This is a genomic window from Streptomyces sp. NPDC052299, assembly GCF_040679335.1.
In the GTDB taxonomy this organism is placed as follows: Bacteria; Actinomycetota; Actinomycetes; order Streptomycetales; family Streptomycetaceae; genus Streptomyces.
In genome coordinates, this window is record NZ_JBFAUP010000002.1 from 286,048 (window position 1) to 303,375 (window position 17,328).

Sequence of the window (17,328 nt, forward strand, 5' to 3'; positions counted from 1 at the left end):
CTCAGGCGAGAAGGACCCCCACGCCGAGTGTCCTGAGTCGCTCGATGGCCGTGTCCTGGGGATCGGCGTCGGTGATCAGTCCGGTGATCTTCTCCCACGGCAGGACGCGGTACGGCGATGCGGTGCCGATCTTCTCGTAGGACGCGAGGATGTAGGTTTCCGCGGCCCGTGCGGCGAGGGCGCGCTTCATCGCCGCCTCCTCGGCGTCCCCCGTGGTCAGTCCGGCCTCGGGGTGGACTCCGGTGACGCCGAGCAGGCACAAGTCGGCGGAGACGTTCTGCGCGGCCTCGACCGCGGCGGCACCGCAGGCGACCGCGGAGTGCTTGAAGACGCGCCCCCCGAGGAGGAAGAGCTCTGCCCGCGGGTGGTCGATCAGTTGCGTGGCGATCGTCGGGCTGTGGGTGATCACCGTGCAGGCGAGGTCCTTCGGAAGCGCCTGCGCCACGGCGAGGGCGGTGGTGCCGCCGTCGAGGATCACCGAGCCGCCGGGCCGTACCAGTGCGGCCGCCGCCGCGGCGACCTTCCGCTTGCCGTCCGGAGCCACCGCACGCCGGGCGTCGTAGTCCACCACCGCGGGAGACGCGGGGAGCGCACCCCCGTACACCCGTTGGCACAACCCCTCGGCGGCGAGATCGCGAAGGTCACGCCGCACGCTGTCTTCGGAAATGCCCAGTTCGGCGGCGACGTCCTTGGCGACGATCTTGCCCTCGCGGACGAGCAGACCGAGCAGGTGGTCACGCCGTTCAGCAGCCAGCATTCGCGTTCTCTCCTGTTCTTGCACGTTTCTGCGTGTATCGTAGCGGCCGTGAACGACAAGCCCAAGCTCATCCTGATCGCCGGCCCCTACCGCTCCGGCACCGGCGGTGACCCGCAGGCCATGGCCGCGAATCTCGCCCGCCTCGAAGCCGCCGCCTGGCCGATCTTCGCGGCGGGACATCTCCCCGTGATCGGGGAATGGATCGCCCTGCCCGTCCTGCGCTCGGCCGACGCCGGCCCGACGGACCCGCTCGCCGACCAGGTGCTCTACCCGGCCGCCGACCGCCTGCTCGCCCATTGCGACGCCGTGCTGCGCCTGCCGGGCGCATCCGCCGGGGCCGACCAGGACGTCGCCACCGCCCGCCGCCGCGGCCTGGCCGTCTACTACGACGTGGCGGAGATCCCGCCCCGCACCTCACAGGAGGCCGCGTGAAGGGCCGCCCCGGCATCGACATCCCCGACCATCGCGGCCGCACCGGCCTCGACCGGGCCGGACGAGGACTGGACCGCAATCCCGGCGTGCGGGTACGCGACGTCGAGCTCACCTCCCAGGGGTGGCACGTCCTGCGCCGCACCACCTTCGACTACCGGCGCCGCGACGGCCGGTGGGAGACCCAGCAGCGCGAGACCTACGACCGCGGTGACGGCGCCGTCGTCCTGCCCTACGACACCGGGCGCGGCCGTGTGCTGCTCACCCGTCAGTTCCGCTACCCCGCCTACGTGAACGGCCACCCCGACGGCATGCTCATCGAAGCGGCGGCCGGACTGCTCGACGCGCAGGACCCCCGCACCGCGATCCGCCGGGAGAGCGCCGAAGAACTCGGCGTCCGACTCGGCCCCCTCACCCGCGTCTTCGACGCCTACATGAGCCCGGGCTCCGTCACCGAGCGCCTCCATTTCTTCGCCGCTCCCTACGCCCCGGCCGACCGGACCGGCAAGGGCGGAGGAGTCGCGGAAGAAGGCGAGGACATCGAAGTGCTCGAACTTCCCTTTGCCGAAGCCCTCGTCATGGCCCACGACGGACGTATCACCGACGGCAAGACCATCATGCTCCTGCAGTGGGCAGCCCTGCACGGGCCCTTCGCCCCACGGCAGAAGGTGTGAGAACCAGCCGTCACCGGACGTGGGCCGGACGTTCCGGCCGTAGGTGTCACCCCCGGCGGCCCGGCGCCGGTCCCGCGTCAGTACACCGTGTCCTGCTGGTCCGGTACGACGCTGCCGTCGCCACGCCGCACCGGGCTCAGCGTGCCGTCGGGTTCGGTGTAGGCGGCGGTCGCGCAGGGGTAGGCCGTTGCCTTGCGGGGCAGCGGATCGATGAACATGGGATTCACGACCCAGCGGCCGTCGGCGTTGTCGTAGGCGCGGCACATCACCTCGTTCTTGTTCCGGTTGAGCACCAGGTGCGCGCCCGTGGCATCGCCGACGAACGTCACGTCGGTGTCGGCGTCACCGCCGCCCAGCGCGATGCGCCGGTGGGGAGCCTGCTGGTTCCAGGCGGCCCGGCCCTTGATCCCGAAGATCTCCTGGTTGATCCAGCAGCGCTTGCCGTCGATGTAGGGGATGGCCTCGCCCTCGGTGACGCCGACGCCGCCGCAGCCCTCGTTGCGGGTCGTGATGCGCCCCTTGCCGTCGAGTACGGACCGGATGGCCACGGTGTGCGCACGGTCGATCCCGATGCCGCGCGACCACACCTCGGTGACCGGCTCGGAACCGGCCGAGACGATCCAGACGTCGAACCCGGCCTTCTGGAGCGTGCGGACGAGGTCGCGTTGCTGGTCGTAGTAGCGGACGTAGGCGGGAAGGACGTGGGTGCCGACGGTGCGGGTCGCACCGATGGGCGCGGCCAGGGCCTCCGTGCGTGCGGCCTCGGCGTACGCACGGAGTTCGGGGACGGTGTGTCCGGCGAACAGCTGGGGCACCCACGCGTACTGCGGCACCGTACGCCGGTGGTTCCACTCTCCCGCGAAGGCCGCGTCGCCGCTCATCGTCGTGCCGTGCTCACGGATTTCGAGGATCTCGTCGGCGCAGCGGGCGTTGGTTGAGGTGCGCAGGGGCGTTCCCACCTCCACCTCGGTTCCGCACGCCTCGGTGAGCGCCTTGTCCGCCGTGCTGGTCAGCCATGTGCTGGTGTCCTTCCAGCTGGCGGGGCGAAGGATCTTGTCGTGGCGCAGGGACCAGCTGATGGTGGCATCGGTGACGTCGTTCTTGGTGATCGTGTTGTCCCAGTCGAAGGCGGCGACCGGGCGCGGTCCACCTCTGCCGTGGCAGGTGCCGCGCTCGTCGATCACGCGCTGCAGCTGGGCACGGTTGCCGCCGTACCAGGGGAGTTCGTCGGAGAGCTGAGGGCAGCGGGCCGTCGGCTTCGCGGCCACGCGGCCGACCGGTGCGGCCGCCGCGGGGCCGATTGCGGCCGCGACTGCGAATGCGGCCGTCACGGCCGAGGTCCACGCGAGAACAAGTCGGGTGCGCATGCGAGTGGACCGTACATCAATGTTCCGACGATGTAGAGGGGGCACGCGCCCACGTGTGAACGCCAACTGACGGGCACTCACTTCCGCCGCTCACGACTGGGCGACCACGAGATGGGCGGCAAGCCCGACGATCACGGCGCTGGACACCAGGGAGGTGAGCAAACGTCCGCGAGCACCCGTCAGTACGCGGCCGAGCAGGGCTCCGCCGGCGGCGAGCAGCAGTTGCCAACTGGCGGAGGCCAGAAAGGCCGCCAGTACGAACACGGCCTCACCCCAGCGGTCCGGAACAGTGGTGCCCTGACCGGCGAGTACCAGCGCCGCGAAGTAGAGCACGGTGATCGGATTCATCATCGTGATGCCGAGCAACTCCGTATACGCCCGCACCGGACTCATCGCCCCCCGGCCGGTCCTGCCCGCGACCTCCCGCCTGCGGTACTGGACGATGGCCGTCCTGGCACTCCGGCAGGCCAGCGCGACGAGCACCACGGCGGAGGCCCAGTGCAGAGGCAGCGTGACGGGCTGGATGAGGGGCGCGAGCGCCGAGCCTCCGAGCACCGAGATGAGCGCGTACAGCCCGTCAGCAGTCGCGACACCCAGAGCGGCACACGCACCGACTCCGAGCGACGTCCGGGCGGTGAGGGCGACGAGATACGTCGCGACGGCTCCCACGGGCATGGCGATGCCGTAGCCGGCCAGGAGCCCGGCGACCAGAGCCGCGCTCACGAGCGGGGCGGAATCGACCTCCGCGGACAGCCGGGCTGCTGCATGCCCCGCCCCGCGGCAGCGGAGGAGCACATCGGCAGCACGGGAACAGTGGTCGTGGTCATGGGCAGATCCTCGGGGGAGCCCGGCCGGGCGTACAACCCATTTACGAGGCCGTCGCGGTCAGGTGGTGATCCGGCGGATACCCTCCGGGCATGACACGGGAGTTCGATCTTGCGGTATCCCTGGCCGGCGGCGTTGCCGACCGCGGCGGTGCGTGGACCTTCGTCCAGGGCTTCGCCGCTCACTGGGGCGAAGCGCTGCGGAACGGCGACGGATGGACGGAGGCCGATCTGGCCGCCGCGGAGGAGAGGCTCGGCGTCCGGCTGCCCGCGGCGCTGCGCGAGGCGTATCTGCTGTTCGGGCGCCGCCGGGATCTCACCAGCAACCACGACGAGCTGCTGGGCCCGGCGGACCTCTATGTCGATGACGCCGGAGAGGCCCTGGTGTTCCGGCACGAGAACCAGGGGGCCGCATCATGGGGCCTTCTCATCGAAGAACTCCGCGAAGACGATCCCGCGGTGTTCGTCCGGCTCGACCTGGCCGACAAGTCCGCCGAGCGGTGGGAGGGCTGGACCGAGCGGCTTTCGCTCTGCTTCGTCGAGATCGTCCTGTCCGAGGCCGTACAGGCCGACGGTGCGACCTGCGACTTCCTCGACCCCGATGCCGACAGCGGCCGACTGCTGGAAGAAGCCTGCGTCCAGCTGCCGTTCCCTGCCTGCCCCCTCGGTGACGAGGAAGGCGCGGCTCGCTGGTTCCTGGGCCAGGACGTCCTTCTGCGCGACGACGGCATGACCATCCTGGCCCGTGGCCGCACTCCCGAAGACCTCGACCGCCTTCGTGAGTTGATTCCGGGCGACTGGCTCAACTCCTACTAGAAGCAGAGTTCGCAGTGCGGCTCATTCATGGCCCACGGAACACGGACTGCGGGTACAGGAACGGAGCGGTCAGGGGTGTTTGCTCTCGGCGTACATGGTGAGCCCCTTGGGAGTGGGCGTGAGCTCCAGGCTCATGCCGATCTTCCGGCCCGGCCGCGCCGGGCGCAGCGTACGCGAGCCGGCCAGGGTGGCCAGGGCCACGGGCAGCATGGCATCGGCCGCGGCTGCGCCGGGGCAGTATCGGGGACCCAGGCCGTAGGCGAGCAGCGCGGCGGGCGCCGCCGGCGGCTCGGCGTGGGGGAGCCAGCGCTGCGGGTCGAACACCTCCGGGGCGGGGTAGCGCTTCCTGTCGCGGCGCAGGGCCCCGAGAGGCAGGGTGACCAGGGCTCCGGCCGGGATCTGCACACCGCCCTGGCAGGTCTGGCGGCTGGTGCGGCGGACCAGGAACGGGATGCCGTGGAGGCGGGTGACTTCGTGGAGGAAGGCGGTCGCCAGCGGGAGCTGGTGTGCCTGGAGGCGGCTCGGATCGGGCGCGGCGTCGGCTTCGTCCCGGAGCGCTTGCTGATGGTGCGGGTGGCGGCCCAGCTCGTAGCAGGCCCAGGCCAGGGTGGAGGCGCTGGTCTCCATGCCGGCCATCAGCAGGGCGCGAATGTCGCGCTGCACCACGTGGGGCTCCCCGGGCGCCGCGGCTTCGAGCAGGGACACCAGGTCCTGGCCGTCCGGGGCGGGCCGGTGGTTGGCGCGCACCTGGCGGACGGCCTCGTCCAGTTCGGCCAGCGCACGGCGGGAGGCGCGGCGCCGGGGCACGGGCACCCAGGGCCAGGGTGAGAGGGCGTAGCGCCAGAAGATGCCGCCGGACAGGGTGGAACGGGCGGCCGCGACCCCGGCAAGGGTCTCGGGAGCCAGTTCGCTGTTGAGGACACAGTCCACGAGGAGCCCGCAGGCGAGCCGGCTCATCTCGACCCGCATGTCGAGCGGTCGGTCCGTGGGCAGGTCGGCGAGGAGCCGCTGGGTACAGGTCTGGACGCCGGGGCCGACGCCGGTGAGCCGGGACGCGGCGAACGCGGGCCTCATCACGGCGCGCCGCTCCCGGTGGGCGGCACCTTCGAGGCCGACCACCCCGTGCTCGTTGAAGTCGCGCAGGCTCGGGTGAGGGCCCCAGAACCGGAAGGTTTCCTCATCACTGCCGACCTTGCGCAGGAGCGAGGGGTCGTTGACCTGGAAGGCGGTCGTCGGGCCGGTCCGGGTCCGCACGACCGGATCGGCCTCGTCGCGGGAGGTCGCGAGATTGGCCGGGTCCAGCCAGAACTGCAGGGCCCGGGAGTGGGTGAGCACTTCCTCGCCGGGCGGCACGGGCGGTTGTCCGGGGCAGGCTGTCCTGTCCACGCGCATCAGCTTCGCTGTCCTGTCTACGTTGCGTTCGTCGGCCTTCGCGGCTCCGGCGGCCGGTACGGATGGGCAACGATTCGACGGCAAGGGCGGTCACGGGTGGGCGAGCTGCCATTGCAATCGGGCCGGCTCAGGCGTGCCGTGCGCCGCCGGAACCCGGGCCGCGGGGAGCCGGCGTCGACGGAGTGACCAGGCCGGATTCGTAGGCGAGGACCACGAGTTGGGCGCGATCACGGGCGTGGAGCTTGGCCATGGCCCGGTTGATGTGGGTCTTGGCGGTCGCCGGGCTGATGACGAGGCGGTCGGCGATCTCGTCGTTGGACAGGCCGTACGCGGCCAGGGCGACCGCCTCGCGTTCGCGGCCGGTCAGTCCATCCGGGCCGCTGCCGAGACGGGCGGGCGGCGGCTGGGTGACGTACCGGTCGATGAGCTTGCGCGTGATGGCGGGCGCGAGCAGAGCGTCACCTCGGGCAGCGACGCGTACCGCGTGGAGGAAGTCCTCCGGCAGGATGTCCTTGACGAGGAAGCCCGCGGCGCCCGCGCGCAGTGCGTCGAAGACGTACTCGTCCAGGCCGTAGTTGGTCAGCACCACCACATGAACGCCGGCCAGGGCCGGGTCCGCGGCGATGCGCCGGGTCGCTTCGATGCCGTCCATGACGGGCATCTGGATGTCGATGAGGACGACGTCGGGCAGTCGCTCCCTGACGAGCGCGAGGCACGCCCGGCCGTCCGCGGCCTCGGCCACCACCTCGATGTCGTCTTCCAGGTCGAGCAGCGCGCGGAAGCCACTGCGGATGAGTGGCTGGTCATCGACCAGCAGGACCCGGATCACGGCGCTCCATTCGTGGGGAGTTCGGCCTGGACGGTGAAGCCGCCCGTGCTGCGCGGCCCGGTGTGCAGTCGGCCGCCCAGGGCCGTGACGCGTTCGCGCATCCCGAGGAGCCCGAGTCCGGGCGTCGGTGCGTGGCGCGAGGTGGCCTTTCCGTTGTCGTCGACGCGGATGGCCAGGGCGTCCGGCCGGTAGCCGATCAGCACCGAGGCAGTGGTGGCGGCGGCGTGCCGGGTGACGTTGGTGAGCGACTCCTGAACGATCCGGTAGGCGGTGCGGCTCACCGCGGTGGGCAGGGCGTGCGGAAGCCCTTCGATCGTCAGTGTCGCCTCCAGGCCGGTCACCTGGAAGCCCTCCACCAGGCCGGGGACATGGTCGAGTCCGCGCGGTGGGGTCGTGTCGTCGTCGCGCAGCGCCTCCAGGGTCGCCCGCAGCTCCCGGCTCGCCTCCCGGCCGGCTTCCTGGATCGCGAGCAGGGCTGTCGGCACCTGCTCGCCGCGACGCCGGGCCACGTGGACGGCGACCTCGGACTGCACCTTGATGACCGAGATCTGGTGGGTGAGCGAGTCGTGCAGCTCCCGCGCGATGCGCAGCCGCTCCTCGTCGGCCCGGCGGCGAGCGGTCTCCTCGCGGGTGCGCTCGGCTTCGTCCGCCCGCCGTTCGGCCTGCCGCACCGCCTCCCCGGCGGCGAAGGCGGCGATCAGCCAGGCGAGCTCAAGGGTGGCCCGGGCCTGGCCGACGGCCTCCCGCGGGGAGCCGTCATGAAGGACCAGGGCCGCCAGATGGAGCACGACCACGAGACCTACGGAGACAGCCACCGTGACGGTGCGGTGCCCGGCGCGCACCGCGCTGTAGACCGCGATCAGATAGGAAACGGCGAGGACTTCGACCCCCGCTCCCAAGGAGCCGACCGCGCAGGCCCCGGTGACAGCCAGGACCACGAGCGGTGCCCGGCGGCGGGCTGCCAGCGCGAGCCCGCCGGCCGCCAGTAGCACGGAGCCGAGCAGTTCGCGCTGTCCGCCCGGGTGCGCACCGGACAGCCCGGTGCACAGCAGCAGTGCCGCCACGCCCAGGGCGCTTGCCCAGTCGGTGACCGCTGCCGGGACAGCGAACCGTCCTTTGTCCATGGGCGCACCGTAGCCGGATGCGGATGTCGGCGAATCCGCCTGGTGGACGAGCGGTCGGCTACCGCGTGCGCGGTAGCACCGGGCCGCGTGCCGCCGCCGTGGTAACCGGCTGCCGCGGCGGCGGCAGCGGCAAGTGCCCGCATCTGCTGGACGACCGGTGCGGGGGCCGGAACGCATGCTCTCCAGGGACATCGCTTCGGAAGCGGCGACGAGGAAACGAGGAGGAGCGGCATGAGCGCTTCAACGGTACTGATGGCGGCCGCCGAGGGCGGGATCATCGGCGATGGGCGGACCGGGGCCAACCTGGCCCTCGCAGCGGGAGCGCTGGGACTGGCCATCGGCCGGCCGGCCCTGGCGCGCGGCGGTGGCCGGATCAGCGTCCGCAACGCGCGCACCTGCGCGGTGGCGGCCATCGCGACGGGCGCGATCGGCACGGTCCTCGCGGTGCTGCACCTGGCCACCGCCCGGGGCGGTCCCGGCACCGGCAACGGACTCGTCGGTGCCGTCGTGGCAGTCCCGCTGGGGCTGGGCGCCGTACTCCTGGGCCGCCGGGCCCTGAACCGTTGCCGCCGCACCGCCCGGCCGGACGGCCGGGCGACCGCCTGAGCGGCAGGATCGGACACACGTGCGGCCGCCACGCGGGCGGAGCCCGTAGGGTGCTCAAGTGACGAGAAGTGAGCGACTTGCGGACCAGTTGGACTGGTACTGGAACCAGAACCTGCGGCCACGGCTGAACGGACTTACCGACGAGGAGTACTTCTGGGAACCGGTGCCCGACTGCTGGAACGTCCGCCCGCGTGGCGCGGGGGAGTGGACGATGGATTCCGTGTCCCCCGCGCCGGTTCCGGCCCCGGTGACCACGATCGCCTGGCGGCTGGGGCACATCATCGTCTCGTGCCTGGGATATCGGGTGGCATGGCACTTCGGCGGCCAGGACGTCGACTCCCGGACATTCGCCTACGCGGGGACCGCTGACGAGGCGGTGAAACAGCTCGAAGAGATGTACGCGAGATGGAATGCGGGGGTCCGCGAGCTGTCGGACGCCGACCTGGACCATCCGCCCGCGGTCGGCCCCGAGCGGTTTCCCATGGAGAACAGAATCCTGCACGTCAACAGGGAACTGATCCATCACGGTGCAGAGATCTCCCTGCTGCGCGACCTCTACCTCCGGCAGCACGGAACCGTACCGCGCCCGGCCTGACTGCCGGCGGCCTTGCCCCCGCGCGTGAAGGCGGCCGATGATGGAGACCGGGGTGTGTGCATCTTCTCGGGGTCGCGCTGGTGCGCGCCGGCCAGGTGTTCGGGGCTGCCGCCTCCCTGCTTTCGGCTCTCGGCGAGGACGCCCGACGACGAACTGCGCTTTCCTCGACCTGCGCACCGCCGGTGCTGTGGCACCACCGCGAACTGCGGCTGCGCGCGCGGGAGCTGCGTCCTGTGCTGCAGGACGCGGACCAGGCGGCCGGATTCGTCCTCCCCCTGTGCGAGGCGCTGCTGTCCTTGTTGTACGAGTACCGCGAGGACCTTCCGTTGCCCGACGACCGCCAGCCGGAGCTGCGGGCCTTCGACCTGCATGAGGAGGCGAACGCCCGTGGGAGGGCCGAGACCTGGCACGCATGCCGCCGGCCGAACCCGTGGGCGTACCGCGACACGTGTGGGAGGGCGAGCAGCGGCTGCTGTCCATGCAGCGGCTGATGGCGGGTGGCCGGCGTCCGGACAAGGCATGGACCTGGCGAAGTTGCGCATGAGCGCCCGGAGTCCGCCGGCTGCGCAGCGCGCAACCGGCGGACTCCACGCGGGCGTTGCGCAGCGACGGCACGCTCGCTGCCCTCGTCCGTTCCTTCCTCAGCCTGATGAACCGCGAGCCGTAGAGCGCCGAGCCACTCGCTCGGGCTCGGCCGGCCCCCTGCAGGCCGGTGGCGCGCCTTCGGTGTCACCGCCGCGCGGTCGCCGCAGCCTTGCCGACCGCGGCGATCAGGCGGTGGTTCTCCGGGGCCCCGCCACCACCGCCGGGCGCGAAGCGGCGGCGGGTGTAGCTGTACGCGATGCCAGTCGCGGGGTCGGCGAAGGACTGCGCGCCGACCGCGCCGCTGTGGCCGAAGGCCCGCGCGCCCAGTAGCCCCTTGTACCGGACACCCTGAGCCTCGAAGCCGAGCAGGAAGTGGTCCTCTTCCCCCGTGACCAGGTCGGCTCCGCGGGTGTGCGGGGCCGTGAACTCCGCCAGCACGTCCGGGCCGAGAAGCGGGGCGCGCCCATCGACCGCGGAGACCCCCGCGGCGTACAGCTTGGCCAGGCCGCGTGCCGTGCCGACGCTGCCCGATGAGGCGGAGCCCAGGGCGCGAACCGTGCGCGTGTTGGCGTACTTCACCAGGTCGGTGGGCGGTTGGGCGTGCGCGTTGAAGGCGAGGGCGGTCAGCCCGGTGGGCAGCCGGCCGGGGGCGACCGGGGCGGGCTGGGCCGGCAGGTAGCGGGGCTCCTCGCTCTCCGGCAGACCGAGGTGGAAGTCCAGGCCGTACGGGATCCGCAGCCGCTCGGCGTAGTGGTCCTGGAGCGTGCGGCCGGTGACGCGGCTGATCAACTCGCCGGTCAGAGCAGTCACGGTGAAGGCGTGGTAGCCGTAGCCCGTGCCGGGCGTCCATGCCGGGCGCAGAGCTGCCAGCAGCTCGGCCAACTGCCGTTCGTCGGCCAGTTCCGCAGTGCTCAGCCCTTTCGGGTGGCCGAGGAGTCCGGCCTTGTGGGACAGCAAGTCGCGCAAGGTGAGGCCCGCTTTGCCACCGGCTGCGAACTCGGGCCAGTCGTCGGCAACGGGTCGGTCGAGGTACAGCACGCCGTCCTGGACGAGCAGCGCCGTGACGAGATGCGCCGCGCCCTTGCCGGAGGAGTAGAGGGCGAGCAGGGAGTCGCCGGTCACGTCCGGACCGGTCCACAGGTCGACCACTTGGCGCCCGTGCAGCCACACGGACAACTGCGCGCTCAGGCCCGGTTCCTCGCCCGCGATCGCGGTGAACTCGGCCCGGACAGGCGTGAATCGTTCGTCGGCCGTGCCGTGCACGGTGGTCATGGGTGAGGCGTTCATCAAGACATTCCCTTCGGTCAGGCCGAGGCCGGCGGAGGCTGCTGGAGATGCCGAGGACATCGAACTGATAGGGGCACCGGCGAGGACGGCCTGAACTGTACAGACCAGTTCATGTGAACTCAACTGTTCAGTTCAGGGGGTTGATACGATGCGGTCGATGAGCGACTCCACGAGCAAGCGGCAACCGCGACCGTCTCCAAAAGCGAAGCCGACCGGGGAACGCGCGGCTCGCAAGCACGCGGCGATCATCAGTGCTGCCCGAGAGCAGTTCCTGCGCCACGGCTTCGGCGTGGGCGTGGACCGGATCGCCGCCGAGGCAGGAGTGTCGAAGGTGACGATCTACAACCACTTCGGCAGCAAGGAGGACCTGTTCACCGAGGTGGTCGGCGACGCTCTCGAGCAGGCTTTGGGTGAATCGGCTCGCGTCATGAACGAACAGCTCGCGGCCGATGACGACATCGCTGAAGTGCTCGCCGCCGCGGCCCGCGGTTGGGTCGAGGGCATTGCCCAGGAGGAGGTGCTGGCGCTGCGCGCCCTGATCGCCGCCGAGTCCGACCGTTTCCCTCAGCTGGGCCGCGCCTGGCGCACCCAGGGGCCGGACCGCTTCGCCGAACCGCTCGCCGCCGCGCTCCGGTTGAGTGAAGAGCTGGACATCCCCGACATGGAGGTGGCGATCCTCCAGTTCTACGCGTTGGTCCTCTACCCCCACATTGTCCACAGTGCGTATGGCGAACGCCTCGGCTCCGAGCTCACCGAACGCCTGGTCGACCGGGGAGTGGACATGTTCCTCGCGTACTACCGAAGCGCGTGATCCGTGTCGGGTTCGCGGTATGTCCGACGTTCCGTGCATCGGCTACGCCGGCCCCGTGCCTGCCGACGCCGCGTGCGTGGTGTTCGCGATGACCTAAGCAAAGGGGTTCGTGTGCCGCCGTTCCTGGGGGCAGATGCAGTCATCTCCCCGCCTTCGAAAGTTTCGGTCGCCGTGCACACAGGTTCGAAGAGTTTCCTTCCTGTCCCGTCCCCGCCCTCGCGTCGGGGCACGTGAACAGGCGTCTGAACTGCGGATGCGTTTCCAGGAGACCCTTTTCCCGCAGGGAAGTGTTTCCGAAAGCATGTCGAAACTGTTGACAGGGGCATGACGGTCTACGAAAACTGTGGCCCATCGGACGACGGAAGGCCCCGGGGCGCCGTGCGGCCGTGACGACGGTCGGTCGTTGCGGTTGTGACGACCTGGGTGGCCTTGCCGTGGTCCGCGCAAGGCCGCGGGCAGCAGGAGCTGCCCGCCCCCCACCAGCCTTCATCGGGAGATCCCATGCAGCAGGACGGCTCGCAGCAGGACCGGACCCAGCAGAACCCCGCCCCCTTCGCAGGCATGAGCCGACGGGGCTTCCTCGGCGGCGCCGGCACGGTCGCGCTCGCCACCGCGTCCGGGCTGCTGCTGCCCGGCACCGCCCATGCCGCCACCACCATTACCACCAGCCAGACCGGCACCGACGGCATGTACTACTCGTTCTGGACCGACGGCGGCGGCTCCGTCTCCATGACCCTCAACGGCGGCGGCAGCTACACCACCCAGTGGAGCAACTGCGGCAACTTCGTCGCCGGCAAGGGCTGGAACACCGGCGGGCGCAGGACGGTCCGCTACAACGGCTACTTCAACCCGTCGGGCAACGGCTACGGCTGCCTCTACGGCTGGACGTCGAACCCGCTGGTGGAGTACTACATCGTCGACAACTGGGGCAGCTACCGGCCCACCGGTGAGTACAGGGGCACCGTCTCCAGCGACGGTGGAACGTACGACATCTACAAGACGACGCGGTACAACGCGCCCTCCGTCGAGGGCACCCGCACCTTCGACCAGTACTGGAGTGTCCGGCAGTCGAAGGTGACCAGCGGCTCCGGCACCATCACCACCGGCAACCACTTCGACGCCTGGGCGCGCGCGGGCATGAACATGGGCCAGTTCAAGTACTACATGATCATGGCCACCGAGGGTTATCAGAGCAGCGGGAGCTCGAACATCACGGTCAGCGGCTGACCGTCGGCGGGCGGACAACCGGTCCGGGCCCCGTCTCGCGGCGGAGCCCGAGACCGCTCTCGGTGCGCCCCCGGCTCACCCCGCTCCTCTGTAATCAACTTTGTTTGTTTCATTGACATTTCCTCGGGGGGTCGTACCGTTGGGAGCGCTCCCATGGCCCTTCGTGACTACAAGGAGTTCCCCCCATGCGTCAACCAAGCCCATTAACCGGGCGTTCCCGGTCCGTCCTCCGTCGGCCCCTCGCGGTGCTCGCCTCGCTGTTCACCGTGGTGGTCGCCGCACTCGCCTGGTCGGCACCCGCCCAGGCCCACGGCTCCGTCGTCGGACCCCCTTCCCGCGCGTACCAGTGCTGGCAGAAGTGGGGCAGTGACCACATGAACCCGGCCATGCAAACCGAGGACCCCATGTGCTGGCAGGCCTTCCAGGCCAACAGTGACACCATGTGGAACTGGATGAGCGCGCTCCGTGACGGCCTCGGCGGCCAGTTCGAGGCGCTGACCCCTGACGGCACCCTCTGCAGCAACAACCTGTCCAGGAACGCCAGCCTGGACAAGCCGGGGCAGTGGAAGGCGACCAGCGTCGGCAGCAACTTCTCGGTCCACGTGGCCGACCAGGCGTCACACGGTGCCGACTACTTCAAGGTCTACGTGAGCAAGCAGGGCTTCAACCCCGAGACCCAGACCCTGGGCTGGGGCAACCTCGACTTCATCACGCAGACCGGCCGCTTCGGCCCTTCGACGAACTACACGTTCGACGTCAGCACCAGCGGCTACACCGGACGCCACATCGTGTTCACCATCTGGCAGGCCTCGCACACCGACCAGGCCTACATGTGGTGCAGCGACGTGGACTTCGGCTGATCCCATGAGCACGGCGGGCACCGGTCCCTGCTGGGCACCGGTGCCCGCCGTGTGCTGTTCAGGCGTTCCCCGCGGTGTTCTGCCGGCGCAGGTCCGCGTCGAACGACTGCGCGGTGCCGTGCTTCCCGTACAGCGCGAAGTATCCGAGTGACTTGCCCTCGCCGATGCGGCTGGTGCTGTCCGCCGCCGCCTCGAAGGTGAGGGTGTCGTCGCCGTCCCGCATGATCACCGCGCCGAAGTGGTTGTTCCACCGACCGGGCGCGTCGCTCAGGTTCACGTAGTGGTTCTGGCCGACCGCGGGTTCGGCCGGTGCCTGTTGAAGCTCACCCGTCCTGGTGCCGAGCAGTCTCTGCGCGGCGGCCTGGCAGTCGTTGGGCATCGTGATGAGGAGCTCCTGCATCACGCGCTCCGGCTCCCGGGAGCCGGCGTACTCCATGACGATCACGCCGATGAGCCGCCCCGCCGTCTTCAGGTAATCGACCGGGTCGAGCAGCGGGTTCAGCGGGACGTGCTCGGCGGCCCACGTCGCTCCCTGGTTCTCCATCGCGAGTGCGAGCAGCCGTTGGTGCACGCCGTTGACGCTCGCGTCGCTGGGGCGGCCCCCGCCCGCCAGCCTGGCGACGTCCTGGAGGAGCAGCCCGAGCGCGGCGGGCGGCTGAACCACGTTCCGCCGGTAGGAGTCGAGCTTTGCTGCCCTGTCCTCCGCGCTCTCACCCGCGACGGGTTCGTGTTCGCTGCTCCCCTGCGCCGCCTCGGCCGCCTCCCGCGACGCGAAGACGGGCAGCACCCGATGCAGCACCCGGCCCCCGACCACCACCTCGCGGCCCGCTTCGAGGCGGACGCGGACCCGCTCCGACGCGTTCAACGCCGCGTTCGCCGATGCGATCAAGTCGGCCTCCGCGAAGGCCTCCTGGCGACCGGAGACCGCGATCCGCCCGTTCTGCGAGATCCGGTCGTACGTCACGGTGTCCGTGATGTCCCGCTCCGCGTCGGGCTCGGTGTAGCGCTGCACGGGGGTGCCGGTCAGCGCCCGGGTGACCGCCGCATTGCCGATGCCGCGCTGCAGGGAAGCCAGCCGGGGAGCGGACTCGGAAGGCCGCCTGGTCACCCCTGCCACCCGTTCGGGGAGCCGACTCTGCTGCGGCAGCCTCGCGTGCATCACGTCACCCACATTCCCGGCCGCAACCGGACGGCCCTCGCCGTCAAGGTTCGGGTCCGCCGACGTCAGAAGACAGGCCCCGTCGGGAAGACCAAGGGCAGCGCCCCGTGCCCGCGCGGGCCAGGAACGGCCTCGCCTGCCCGGCAGGTCGGCCTCGTACCTGAGCTCCATCGACCCCGGCGCGGCGGCATCGGGGGCGCGATCACCACCGTAGGCCCCGCGAAGTGAAGGATCCTCTGCAGCAGTTCGGTATCGGTGGGACCGGGGGCGGACGCGTTGCCGCTGGCGCCGGTGACCGCGTAGCCGAGGACGATGTCCTCGGCAGGTACGCCCCGGTGACGCAGGCAAAGGCCGAGCCCGGCGCGCCCGCCGGAACCGCGGCGGTGCGAAACCTCAGGGGAACCGGCGGCTTCGGCCCTACAGGCTTGTGAGGAGGTCGTCGAGCGGGGGCGGTGTGCGGTCCGGCGGGAGCGCTTCGACGAGGAGACGGCCGTAGTGGATCTTGCGGCCCTTCTTGGTGCCGAGGAAGCGGCGCATCTGCAGGTGCCGGGGCCTTCCCTCCTGCGCCGGCTGACGTTGGAACGACTGCCAGGCGCGCAGGTCGCCCTCCGCCCGGAAGATCTCCTCGACCTCCGCTGTCCCGAGCGCACGGATGAGTTCGTCCTCCAGGTCCGCGCCGCACACGTGGATGTCCCGAAGGGGCGCCTGCGCGCGTACGAAAGCGCGCTCGTAGAAGTCCCGTTCGCCCTCGTCGCACAGTCCGGTGAGGCGAAGCCCCAGACCTGCGGGGCCGAGGAGCCTGGCGTAGCGGCCCACGCTCATCGCCCCGCCCATCGGCACATTGCACACCCCTTCGGCGGCCAGGTCCCGGCCCCGCCGGGCGGCCAGCGCTTCCACGGCCGCCAAGTCGCTCCGCCCTTCGAGGAGCACCGCGGTCCGTACCCCCAGGCTCACCGCGTGAGCGCGCGCCGGCTCCTCGGGACCGCCCGCCGCCCAGTCGTCGACCGCGGCCAGGAATTCTCGCAAATCCGCCACGGGGCGAGTCTGTCCCCTCCATCGGTGACACCGCACGGGGATTAAAGGCCGCGTCCGGTGGATCGGGATCGGGCAGCGCGCGGCAAACCGGTTCGTGATCCCCGGTCCAGATAATGGCCTCGGGAGCCCGGCCCCGCCGTGCTCCCGAGGGGCAGGTTCGCCAAGTCGGCCTGATCTGGTTCTCGCTCCTGGCGACCCCCGTGCTGCTGGTCGCGTGCTCCGCCGCCCTGGTCCTCCTCTACTACACGGACCACGACCGGGCCTGGACCCTCTTCCACTACCTCTGGGTGACGAACCTCGTCTGCTACCTGCTCATCATGCTGATGGCCGCCGTGATCGACCCCGGAACCTTCCGCCGCAGCTGGTTCGAGGCGCTGATCTACCCGGGCCTGGTGGCCACCGTCATCCTCGTCGTCACCGCCCTGCCCGGCGTCTTCACCCCCCTGCTCGACCGGGCCGGACTGCTGAACGCGGACGGATCGGCGCATCCCGTCATGCTTGCCGTCTACGCCTGGCTCACCCTGTCCATGCCCCTCGCCTGGATCGCGAAGCTGCTCGCGGGCACCCGACAGCGGCGGCTGGCGCCGCCCCTCCTCCACCTCGCCGGCTACGGCTCCCTGCTGGCCGCCTGCCTGGTCGCCGCCTACGTCGAGGAGAAGCGGAATACGGAACTCACCTGGGACAAGACGGAGAAGACCGGAAAGGTGGCGGCCGGACAGTGACGAACGAGGACACCGGCGGAACGCCCCGACTGCCACGGCCCGCGGGTCCGGCGCCCGACGAACGGAGCCCGAGGTCCTGGCACGCCGCACCCACATCCTCACCCGTCAGGACCGGCGCCGAGACCGGAGGTTCCTCGGCTGGGAACTCCTTGTCCTCTTGATCATCACGGGCCTCCTCCTGGCCCGCTGGTACTGGCTCCTGTGAAGGGCTGCCCCCATCGCGCCGCCC

At 70.8% G+C, this 17,328-nt stretch carries 19 protein-coding genes; 10 read left to right on the forward strand and 9 right to left on the reverse strand.

The genetic code is table 11. The features are described 5' to 3' along the window. Position 1 precedes the first annotated feature (1 nt). The gene (locus AB0L33_RS04480; protein WP_365677638.1) at positions 2 to 757 is read right to left on the reverse strand and encodes a DeoR/GlpR family DNA-binding transcription regulator; all 756 of its coding nucleotides are present in this window, start codon (positions 755 to 757) and stop codon (positions 2 to 4) included. Between the two features lie 48 nt (positions 758 to 805). On the opposite strand from AB0L33_RS04480, the gene AB0L33_RS04485 reads away from it, so the two are divergent. Together AB0L33_RS04485 and AB0L33_RS04490 are read left to right on the forward strand one after the other, a co-directional pair. Then, entirely contained in the window at positions 806 to 1,189 is a 384-nt protein-coding gene (locus tag AB0L33_RS04485; RefSeq protein ID WP_365677639.1) for a DUF4406 domain-containing protein, read from the forward strand. Then, positions 1,186 to 1,860, forward strand: coding sequence for an NUDIX domain-containing protein (locus AB0L33_RS04490; RefSeq protein ID WP_365677640.1), 675 nt, complete (start codon positions 1,186 to 1,188; stop codon positions 1,858 to 1,860). Before AB0L33_RS04485 ends, AB0L33_RS04490 begins: the two co-directional genes overlap by 4 nt. 77 nt (positions 1,861 to 1,937) lie before the next feature. Here the strand turns inward: AB0L33_RS04490 and AB0L33_RS04495 are convergent, their stop codons facing one another. Together AB0L33_RS04495 and AB0L33_RS04500 are read right to left on the reverse strand one after the other, a co-directional pair. Next, positions 1,938 to 3,227, reverse strand: coding sequence for a haloacid dehalogenase-like hydrolase (locus AB0L33_RS04495; RefSeq protein ID WP_365677642.1), 1,290 nt, complete (start codon positions 3,225 to 3,227; stop codon positions 1,938 to 1,940). A gap of 90 nt (positions 3,228 to 3,317) precedes the next feature. Beyond that, on the reverse strand, positions 3,318 to 3,950 hold the full coding sequence (locus AB0L33_RS04500) for a LysE family transporter (protein ID WP_365677643.1): 633 nt from the start codon (positions 3,948 to 3,950) through the stop codon (positions 3,318 to 3,320). A gap of 194 nt (positions 3,951 to 4,144) precedes the next feature. Here AB0L33_RS04500 and AB0L33_RS04505 point away from each other — a divergent pair, with 194 nt between their 5' ends. Beyond that, on the forward strand, positions 4,145 to 4,867 hold the full coding sequence (locus tag AB0L33_RS04505; protein ID WP_365677644.1) for an SMI1/KNR4 family protein: 723 nt from the start codon (positions 4,145 to 4,147) through the stop codon (positions 4,865 to 4,867). 69 nt (positions 4,868 to 4,936) lie between these two features. On the opposite strand, the gene AB0L33_RS04510 is transcribed toward AB0L33_RS04505, so the two are convergent. The 3 genes from AB0L33_RS04510 to AB0L33_RS04520 all read right to left on the reverse strand — a co-directional run bounded on the left by AB0L33_RS04510 (position 4,937) and on the right by AB0L33_RS04520 (position 8,212). Continuing rightward, a complete protein-coding gene (locus AB0L33_RS04510) occupies positions 4,937 to 6,259 on the reverse strand; it encodes a cytochrome P450 (protein ID WP_365677645.1) in 1,323 nt (440 codons plus the stop codon). A gap of 127 nt (positions 6,260 to 6,386) precedes the next feature. Then, complete coding sequence (locus AB0L33_RS04515) at positions 6,387 to 7,088, reverse strand: response regulator transcription factor (RefSeq protein WP_365677646.1); 702 nt, start codon at positions 7,086 to 7,088, stop codon at positions 6,387 to 6,389. Next, positions 7,085 to 8,212: a sensor histidine kinase gene (locus tag AB0L33_RS04520; RefSeq protein WP_365677647.1), complete on the reverse strand. Its 1,128-nt coding sequence runs from the start codon at positions 8,210 to 8,212 to the stop codon at positions 7,085 to 7,087. The genes AB0L33_RS04515 and AB0L33_RS04520 overlap by 4 nt, the downstream gene beginning before the upstream one ends. Before the next feature lie 231 nt (positions 8,213 to 8,443). On the opposite strand from AB0L33_RS04520, the gene AB0L33_RS04525 reads away from it, so the two are divergent. From AB0L33_RS04525 to AB0L33_RS04535, 3 genes are read left to right on the forward strand one after another with little or no spacing between them, the layout of a single operon-like run. Beyond that, positions 8,444 to 8,818 (forward strand): DUF6223 family protein, encoded by a 375-nt coding sequence (locus AB0L33_RS04525; RefSeq protein WP_365677648.1) that lies wholly within the window; start codon positions 8,444 to 8,446, stop codon positions 8,816 to 8,818. Positions 8,819 to 8,876: 58 nt separating this feature from the next. Then, a complete protein-coding gene (locus tag AB0L33_RS04530; protein WP_365677649.1) occupies positions 8,877 to 9,413 on the forward strand; it encodes a DinB family protein in 537 nt (178 codons plus the stop codon). 56 nt (positions 9,414 to 9,469) lie between these two features. Then, the gene (locus AB0L33_RS04535) at positions 9,470 to 9,904 is read left to right on the forward strand and encodes a hypothetical protein (protein WP_365677650.1); all 435 of its coding nucleotides are present in this window, start codon (positions 9,470 to 9,472) and stop codon (positions 9,902 to 9,904) included. 238 nt (positions 9,905 to 10,142) lie between these two features. On the opposite strand, the gene AB0L33_RS04540 is transcribed toward AB0L33_RS04535, so the two are convergent. Then, the gene (locus AB0L33_RS04540; RefSeq protein WP_365677651.1) at positions 10,143 to 11,285 is read right to left on the reverse strand and encodes a serine hydrolase domain-containing protein; all 1,143 of its coding nucleotides are present in this window, start codon (positions 11,283 to 11,285) and stop codon (positions 10,143 to 10,145) included. Between the two features lie 157 nt (positions 11,286 to 11,442). On the opposite strand from AB0L33_RS04540, the gene AB0L33_RS04545 reads away from it, so the two are divergent. From AB0L33_RS04545 to AB0L33_RS04555, 3 genes are all read left to right on the forward strand, one after another. Then, on the forward strand, positions 11,443 to 12,096 hold the full coding sequence (locus AB0L33_RS04545) for a TetR/AcrR family transcriptional regulator (protein WP_365677652.1): 654 nt from the start codon (positions 11,443 to 11,445) through the stop codon (positions 12,094 to 12,096). 501 nt (positions 12,097 to 12,597) lie between these two features. Further along, positions 12,598 to 13,323: a glycoside hydrolase family 11 protein gene (locus tag AB0L33_RS04550; protein WP_365677653.1), complete on the forward strand. Its 726-nt coding sequence runs from the start codon at positions 12,598 to 12,600 to the stop codon at positions 13,321 to 13,323. Positions 13,324 to 13,508: 185 nt separating this feature from the next. Then, the gene (locus AB0L33_RS04555) at positions 13,509 to 14,183 is read left to right on the forward strand and encodes a lytic polysaccharide monooxygenase (protein ID WP_365677654.1); all 675 of its coding nucleotides are present in this window, start codon (positions 13,509 to 13,511) and stop codon (positions 14,181 to 14,183) included. A gap of 58 nt (positions 14,184 to 14,241) precedes the next feature. On the opposite strand, the gene AB0L33_RS04560 is transcribed toward AB0L33_RS04555, so the two are convergent. Both AB0L33_RS04560 and AB0L33_RS04565 read right to left on the reverse strand, forming a co-directional pair. After that, positions 14,242 to 15,291, reverse strand: a complete 1,050-nt coding sequence (locus AB0L33_RS04560) for a hypothetical protein (protein WP_365677655.1) — start codon at positions 15,289 to 15,291, stop codon at positions 14,242 to 14,244. Between the two features lie 468 nt (positions 15,292 to 15,759). After that, positions 15,760 to 16,377, reverse strand: coding sequence for a TOPRIM nucleotidyl transferase/hydrolase domain-containing protein (locus AB0L33_RS04565; protein ID WP_365677656.1), 618 nt, complete (start codon positions 16,375 to 16,377; stop codon positions 15,760 to 15,762). 113 nt (positions 16,378 to 16,490) lie between these two features. Between AB0L33_RS04565 and AB0L33_RS04570 the strand changes: the two genes are divergently transcribed. Next, positions 16,491 to 17,099 carry a hypothetical protein gene (locus AB0L33_RS04570; protein WP_365677657.1) on the forward strand — a complete coding sequence of 203 codons (609 nt, stop codon included), beginning with the start codon at positions 16,491 to 16,493 and terminating at the stop codon, positions 17,097 to 17,099. Positions 17,100 to 17,328: the final 229 nt, after the last annotated feature.

Coding starts and splice junctions, on each gene's coding strand:
- AB0L33_RS04480 (WP_365677638.1), bottom strand. CDS start 757: ATGCTGGCTGCTGAACGGCGTGACCACCTGCTCGGTCTGCTCGTCCGC.
- AB0L33_RS04495 (WP_365677642.1), bottom strand. CDS start 3,227: ATGCGCACCCGACTTGTTCTCGCGTGGACCTCGGCCGTGACGGCCGCA.
- AB0L33_RS04505 (WP_365677644.1), top strand. CDS start 4,145: ATGACACGGGAGTTCGATCTTGCGGTATCCCTGGCCGGCGGCGTTGCC.
- AB0L33_RS04510 (WP_365677645.1), bottom strand. CDS start 6,259: ATGCGCGTGGACAGGACAGCCTGCCCCGGACAACCGCCCGTGCCGCCC.
- AB0L33_RS04520 (WP_365677647.1), bottom strand. CDS start 8,212: ATGGACAAAGGACGGTTCGCTGTCCCGGCAGCGGTCACCGACTGGGCA.
- AB0L33_RS04525 (WP_365677648.1), top strand. CDS start 8,444: ATGAGCGCTTCAACGGTACTGATGGCGGCCGCCGAGGGCGGGATCATC.
- AB0L33_RS04540 (WP_365677651.1), bottom strand. CDS start 11,285: ATGAACGCCTCACCCATGACCACCGTGCACGGCACGGCCGACGAACGA.
- AB0L33_RS04545 (WP_365677652.1), top strand. CDS start 11,443: ATGAGCGACTCCACGAGCAAGCGGCAACCGCGACCGTCTCCAAAAGCG.
- AB0L33_RS04550 (WP_365677653.1), top strand. CDS start 12,598: ATGCAGCAGGACGGCTCGCAGCAGGACCGGACCCAGCAGAACCCCGCC.
- AB0L33_RS04555 (WP_365677654.1), top strand. CDS start 13,509: ATGCGTCAACCAAGCCCATTAACCGGGCGTTCCCGGTCCGTCCTCCGT.
- AB0L33_RS04570 (WP_365677657.1), top strand. CDS start 16,491: ATGGCCTCGGGAGCCCGGCCCCGCCGTGCTCCCGAGGGGCAGGTTCGC.